Annotated in this window: 8 protein-coding genes; 7 read left to right on the plus strand and 1 reads right to left on the minus strand. The window is 61.7% G+C overall.

The window, feature by feature from the left end; translation table 11 throughout:
• The 6 genes from ccmE to ccmI all read left to right on the plus strand — a co-directional run.
• Positions 1-451: cytochrome c maturation protein CcmE (gene ccmE / locus ACXWUF_RS16240; protein ID WP_458495694.1), on the plus strand; the 451-nt coding region annotated here is incomplete at its 5' end.
• Positions 448-2,430 (plus strand): heme lyase CcmF/NrfE family subunit, encoded by a 1,983-nt coding sequence (locus ACXWUF_RS16245; RefSeq protein ID WP_458495695.1) that lies wholly within the window; start codon positions 448-450, stop codon positions 2,428-2,430. The genes ccmE and ACXWUF_RS16245, both read left to right, overlap by 4 nt.
• Before the next feature lie 52 nt (positions 2,431-2,482).
• Positions 2,483-3,043 carry a bacteriohemerythrin gene (locus tag ACXWUF_RS16250; protein WP_458495696.1) on the plus strand — a complete coding sequence of 187 codons (561 nt, stop codon included), beginning with the start codon at positions 2,483-2,485 and terminating at the stop codon, positions 3,041-3,043.
• Positions 3,044-3,156: 113 nt separating this feature from the next.
• A complete protein-coding gene (locus ACXWUF_RS16255) occupies positions 3,157-3,687 on the plus strand; it encodes a DsbE family thiol:disulfide interchange protein (protein ID WP_458495697.1) in 531 nt (176 codons plus the stop codon).
• Complete coding sequence (locus tag ACXWUF_RS16260; RefSeq protein ID WP_458495698.1) at positions 3,684-4,142, plus strand: cytochrome c-type biogenesis protein; 459 nt, start codon at positions 3,684-3,686, stop codon at positions 4,140-4,142. Before ACXWUF_RS16255 ends, ACXWUF_RS16260 begins: the two co-directional genes overlap by 4 nt.
• A 6-nt stretch (positions 4,143-4,148) precedes the next feature.
• Positions 4,149-5,387, plus strand: coding sequence for a c-type cytochrome biogenesis protein CcmI (gene ccmI / locus ACXWUF_RS16265; protein ID WP_458495699.1), 1,239 nt, complete (start codon positions 4,149-4,151; stop codon positions 5,385-5,387).
• 162 nt (positions 5,388-5,549) lie between these two features.
• Here ccmI and ACXWUF_RS16270 read toward each other — a convergent pair whose 3' ends face one another.
• Positions 5,550-5,999: a hypothetical protein gene (locus ACXWUF_RS16270; protein WP_458495700.1), complete on the minus strand. Its 450-nt coding sequence runs from the start codon at positions 5,997-5,999 to the stop codon at positions 5,550-5,552.
• Positions 6,000-6,171: 172 nt separating this feature from the next.
• Between ACXWUF_RS16270 and ACXWUF_RS16275 the strand changes: the two genes are divergently transcribed.
• Positions 6,172-6,504, plus strand: a complete 333-nt coding sequence (locus ACXWUF_RS16275) for an ASCH domain-containing protein (protein ID WP_458495701.1) — start codon at positions 6,172-6,174, stop codon at positions 6,502-6,504.
• Positions 6,505-6,510 lie beyond the last annotated feature (6 nt).

Here is a 6,510-nt window from a genome sequence, read left to right on the forward strand (position 1 = left end):
CCCACGCCGCAAACGCATGATCGTGGTGGGATTGATTCTGTTGGGCGTCAGCGTCGCGGCGGGCCTGGGCCTGACCGCGTTCCAGAAGAATCTCCTGTATTTCTACACGCCCACCCAGGTCGCGGCGGGCGAGGCGCCCAAAGGCTACCCATTCCGGGTGGGGGGGCTGGTGGTGACCGGCACCGTCCAGCGAGAGCCGAACAGCGTGAACGTTCACTTCACCGTGACCGATGGCGCGGCCACGGTGCCCGTGATGTACTCCGGCATCCTGCCCGACCTGTTCCGGGAGGGCCAGGGCATCATTTCCATCGGCCAGATGAACGAGCAGGGCGTGTTCGTCGCCAGCGAAGTCTTGGCGAAACACGACGAGAACTACATGCCGCCGGAAGTGGCCGAATCGCTGAAAAAGACCGGCCAAATGCCCACCAGCTACGGAGACTACAAGAAATGACCGCCGAACTCGGGCATATCGCCCTCATCATGGCTTTCCTGGTGGCGCTGCTCCAGGCGGTGTTTCCGCTCATGGGCGCGGCGCAGGGCGTACCCGCCTGGATGGCCGTGGGCCGGGCGGCGGGACGGGCGCAATTCGTGTTTCTGGCGATTTCCTTCGCCTGTCTGGTGGAGAGCTTCATCGCCCACGATTTCTCGGTGATGTATGTCGCCTCCCACTCCAACAGCACTTTGCCGCTGTACTACCGCATCTCCGCCACCTGGGGCGCCCACGAAGGCTCCATGCTGCTGTGGGCCTTGATCTTGGGGCTGTGGACCTGCGCGGTGACCATTTTCAGCCGCAGCCTTTCGGAAGAATTCCTGGCCCGCGTGCTGGGTGTGCTGGGCTTGGTGAGCATCGGGATTCTGCTGTTCATCCTGCTCACCTCCAATCCTTTCGAGCGCTTGGTGCCGGTGCCGGTGGACGGCAACGACCTCAACCCGCTGCTGCAAGACTTCGGCATGACCATCCACCCGCCCATGCTGTACATGGGCTACGTGGGGCTGTCGGTGGCGTTCAGCTTCGCCATCGCCGCGCTGTTGGGCGGTTCGCTGGATTCGGCCTGGGCGCGCTGGTCGCGGCCTTGGACCTTGGTGGCCTGGATATTCCTCACCTTCGGCATCATCGTCGGCTCCTGGTGGGCCTATTACGAACTGGGCTGGGGCGGCTGGTGGTTCTGGGACCCGGTGGAGAACGCCTCGTTCATGCCCTGGCTGGTGGCGACGGCGCTGCTGCATTCCCTGGCTTCGACGGAGAAGCGCGGCGCTTTTAAAGCCTGGACGGTATTACTCGCCATCTTCGCTTTCTCGCTGAGCCTGCTCGGCACCTTCCTGGTCCGTTCGGGCGTGCTGACTTCGGTCCACGCCTTCGCGTCCGACCCAGAGCGCGGCCTGTTCATCTTAGGGCTGCTGGCTGTCGTGGTGGGTGGCTCACTGCTGCTGTACGCGCTGCGGGCACCGACGGTACGGGACACCGCCCGCTACAGCCTGATTTCCAAGGAAAACCTGCTGCTGCTCAACAACATCCTGCTGGTCACGGCCTCCGCCAGCATCCTGCTGGGAACGCTGTATCCGCTGGTGCTGGACGCCTTGAAGCTGGGCAAGATTTCGGTGGGCCCGCCCTATTTTTCCAGCGTGTTCGCGCCGCTGATGACGCCGATTTTTCTGCTGGCCGGCATCGGGCCGATGGTCGCGTGGCGGGAGGCCGAACTGGGTCCGCTGTTCCGGCGGGTGCGCTGGCTGGCTTTGGGCAGTCTGATTCTGGGCGTGGTGTCGGCGGCGGTGTTCTGGAAAATCAGCGACCTCAAGACCCTGGCCGGTTTGGTCATGGCCTTCTGGCTGGTGGGTAGCGCCGGTTTCACCCTGTGGAACCGGGTACGGCTGCGCGGCACCGTGCTGGTGGGTCTGCGCTCGCAATCCATGAGCGTGTACGGCATGACCCTGGCCCATATGGGCATCGCCGTGTTCCTGGTCGGCGTGGTGCTGTCGAACGGCTACAGCGAGGAAAAGGTCGTCCGCCTCGCGCCGGGCGACAAGGTGGAACTGGCCGACTACTCCGTGGAATTCAAGGGCGTCCAAAGCGTCCAAGGCCCGAACTTCGTGGCGAAGCAAGGCGAATTTCACCTGTTCCGGGACGGGAAGGAAATCGCCGAGTTGAAGCCGCAGAAGCGCGTCTACAAGGTGCAACGCAATACCATGACCGAAGCCGCCATCGACCCCGGCCTGACCCGCGATGTCTATGTCGCCCTGGGTGAACCCATGGACAACGGGGCATGGAGCGTGCGTGTCTATTACAAGCCATTCATCCGCTGGGTTTGGCTGGGTGGGCTGTTGATGATGACCGGCGGGATTTGCTCGGCGCTGGATCGGCGTTATCGTATCGCCACGGCGCGGGCTTTCGATTCGTCCACAACGGCGGGGTTGGCGAGACGGAGCGCGTGAGCCGATCCAAAAAAATTCATTTGCCGAATCCAATCAGCCCAGGGTAATCGAAATGCTTGTTTGGTCCAAAAAATTTGAAACCAAAATCGAGTTGGTTGACAACCAACACAAACATCTTTTTGAACTGCTTGGTGTACTGGCTCAGCGTTTTGAGCAAGGCAATCCTGACGAAAACGCTGTAGACGAAGTGTTGAAAGAATTGATGGATTATGCGGACAAGCACTTCACCGAGGAGGAGGCCTTGATGGAGCAAGGCCATCTGGACATGCGGCACCTGTCCATTCACCGCATGGAACATAAATCGTTCATTTACGATGTCCAGAGTATGCTTTCGCACTCCTCTGAACGCGAAGAGATAGCGAATATCTCCGAGAGGCTGGTGGGGTTCATCATCTCTTGGCTGACCTACCATATCCTGGGCATGGACATGGCCATGGCCGCCCAACTCAGGGCCATCGAACAGGGAGCGCCCCCCGCGCAAGCCTACGAAGCTCACCGCATCGCCCTGCACGATGTCGCGACCACCCGCCTATTGCTGGATGCAGTGCTGGACCTGTGGCGCGAATCCACCAAGCGCTGCCGTCGGCTGGAAGAAAAACTGGCGCGCCGTTGACCTGATGCTGGATTGCACGAAAAGCCGGACTTGCCCCGGATGAGGTGGCAGCCCAACGCCAACCAGACTGACCCGCCGATTACTCCATCAACGACATTCGCACACAAAACCCCATGCGCTTCCTCATCCCCCTCGCCGTCTTCCTAGTCATGGTGATCTTCCTCGGCATCGGACTCACCCTCGATCCCCGCGAAGTCCCCTCGCCCTTCATCGGCAAGCCCGCCCCGGCCTTCACCCTGCCGCAGGTGGCCGACGCCAGCAAAACCATCGCGCCCGCCGACCTCAAGGGCCAGGTCTACCTGCTCAACGTCTGGGCGTCCTGGTGCGTGTCCTGCCGGGAGGAGCATCCGGTGTTGGTGGAACTGGCGAAAACCAAGGCGGTGCCCATCTACGGACTCAACTACAAGGACGAGCGGGAAGACGCCCTCGGCTGGCTGCAACGCTTCGGCAACCCCTACACCGCCAGCGCCTTCGACGCCGACGGGCGGGTGGGCATCAACTGGGGCGTGTACGGCGTGCCGGAAACCTTCGTGGTCGATAAGCAAGGCATCATCCGCCACAAACAAACCGGCCCCATCACCCCGGAAGTCCTGGAAACCAAACTCCTGCCCCTCATCCGCCAGCTACAAGGCTCCACCCCATGATCCGCACCCTGATATTCCTGTTCCTCGCTCTTCCCCTGGCCGCCAGCGCCGTGGAAGTCCGCCAGTTCGACAGCGCCGAAAAGCAGGCCCGCTACGAGCGGCTCATCGACGAACTGCGCTGCCTGGTCTGCCAGAACCAATCCCTGGCCGACTCCGACGCCGATCTCGCCAAGGATTTGCGCGACGAGGTCTACGGCATCATCCAGGGCGGCAAGAGCGAGGAGGAGGCCGTCACATTCCTCACCGACCGCTACGGCGACTTCGTGCTGTACCGCCCGCCGGTCAAGCCCATCACCATCCTGCTGTGGAGCGGGCCGTTCCTGATCTTGCTGGGCGGCGGGGCGTTCCTGTGGAATCAAGGCAAGCGGCGCGGGGGCAACCTACCGAACCGCGTCGATCTCACCGACGAAGAGCGTCAGCGCTTGGAACGGCTCAAGAAGAATCTCGAAGGATAAAAACCCATGATCGCTTTCTGGATCGCGGCGGTGGCGCTGATCATCGTCGGCTACGTCTTTTTCATCCCCGTTTTCCTGGGAAAAAACCGCACGGAAACCCTCAGCCGGGCCAAGCTCAACCTGCTGCTGCACCAGCAGCGGCAACAGGAATTGGCGCGGGAAGGCGCCGCGCCGGAAGACCTGGAGCGGCTGGCGGCGGAGTCGGAACGGAACCTGTTGGGCGACTTGGAAACCACTCGGGAACATGAGGCCAAATCCCCCGACACGGGCCGCACCCTGGTGGTTTACGCCCTGGTGAGCCTGCCGATTTTCGCGTTCAGCTTTTACCTCGCGCTGGGTCGGCCCGATTTGGCCGGGCAGATTCCCACGGCGGCGACGCCCGCGAATGCGGAATCCGAGCAGGAGATGCGGGACGATGTGCGAACCAGCATCGAGAAGCTGGCGGAGCGCTTGAAGGAAAAGCCGGATGACCTGGAAGGCTGGGTGCTGCTGGGCCGTTCGCTGCAATCCACCGGGCAGGCCGACAAAGCGGTGCAAGCCTATGAATTCGCGCTGAAACAAGCCCCCGACAACCTGGACATCAAGGCCATGTACGCCGAGGCGCTGGTCGATGCCAACCAGGGTTCGGTGGAGGGTAAGCCCAGCGAAATCATCCAGGAAATCCTCGCCAAAGACCCCAACAACAAGGGCGGCTTGTGGATGGCGGGCGTTGCCGCTGTGCAGCGGAAGGACACGGCCAAGGCGGTGGAATACTGGGAAAAGCTCAAAAGCCAGTTTGCGCCGGACAGCGACGAAAGCCGCCAAATCAGCAAGTACATCGCCCAGGCCCAGGGCAAGCCGACGGAGCCGGACGCCCCCCGCGCGACCGCCGCCGAACAGGCCGGACAGCCCGGCAAAAGCATCCGGGTGAAAGTGACGCTCTCGGACGCGGTGAAGGCGCAGGCCGCGCCGGATGACTCGCTGTTCATCTTCGCCCGCGCCGCCGAAGGCCCGCCCATGCCGCTGGCGGTGGTGCGGAAGAAGGCCAGCGATTTGCCGGTGGAGGTGACGCTGGACGATTCCATGTCCATGATGCCGGGCATGAGCATCGCCAGCTTCGACCGGCTGATTATCGGAGCGCGGATTTCCAAGACCGGCAGGCCCACGCCCACGCCGGGCGATTTGCAGGGCTTGACCCAGCCCGTCACGCCCAAGGATGGGGATGGCTTCGCGGTGGAAGTGAATCAGGTGGTGGGGGCGAAATAACAAGTAGGATGGGTGGAGGCGCATCCCGAAAGGCATTGGTTTATTAAGGAGCCCACCGCGCCGTAACCCATCATTTATGTGGGCATGATAGGTTACGGCGCACGGAAGCTCAGGCGGAATATCGGTGCCATCCCTTGTGCGCCTCCCCCCCATCCCACAAACCTATTTCCGGCACCGCACCACAATGGAGTTGATATTCCGGTGGAACTTCAATTCACCGAGATGATGCTCCTGCTTGCCGGGACCGAAGCTGATTTCCTGATCCTGATAGGCGGGGATTTCCTGTTCTCCCCAGTTTTTGAAGGCTTGCGGATGATTGATCTGGCCTTCCGGCGCTGCCTCGAAGTTTGGTTTCCTGAATGCCACCACTTCCGCCCCGGACCCGACCTTTAAGCTCTCGATGCGGTTGCTCCAATCCTCCTTGTTCAAATCCTTGAGGCTAGGTAAGTTCGCCGGTCCCTCGATATGGACCCGGCTGCCCGCAAAATCGGCCTTGTCGTAAATATCCAGCCAGCATTCCCTCCCGAATGCCGCGCCAGACATCATGAAAAACGCGCCCAGCCCCGCGAGCGCGGCCACCCAACCGGAATCATGCATGGAATGCTTGTACACGGTAGCCTCCTTCTTCGTCCTTTCGCCGCCACCCCGCCCCGCCTCAATTGGAACCGGCCCATTCCATGGGAGTTCCGCCGAGGCTCTGGTTTGTCAACCAGCCGCCTCCCCGCGCCCTACTGCTTTTGCCGTATCATAAGCAATCCTTGATAAACCCCCGACTGTTGAGCAAATGAGCGCATATCCCCCCAAAACCTGCGAGATCGACCGCCTTATCCGCCATCCCAGACTGGTCGAAGCCACCAAAACCGGCCAGAAAACCCAGCAGCGCCGCGATGGCCTGTATGCCTATCCCGGCGAGACTTTCGAGCTGGACGGCGTCGCCTTCACCGTGACCGAGGTGGAGCGCCGCCGTTTGGGCGACATGACGGAAGCCGACGCCCAGGCCGAGGGTTATCCCAGCTTGATGGCCTATAAGGAGCTGATTCTCAAGATGCACGCCGGAATGACTTGGGATGAGGAGCATTTGGTTTGGGTGCATCACTTCCAGCGAGTCGATTCATGAAGCCGC

It is taken from the genome of Methylomagnum sp., assembly GCF_054333355.1.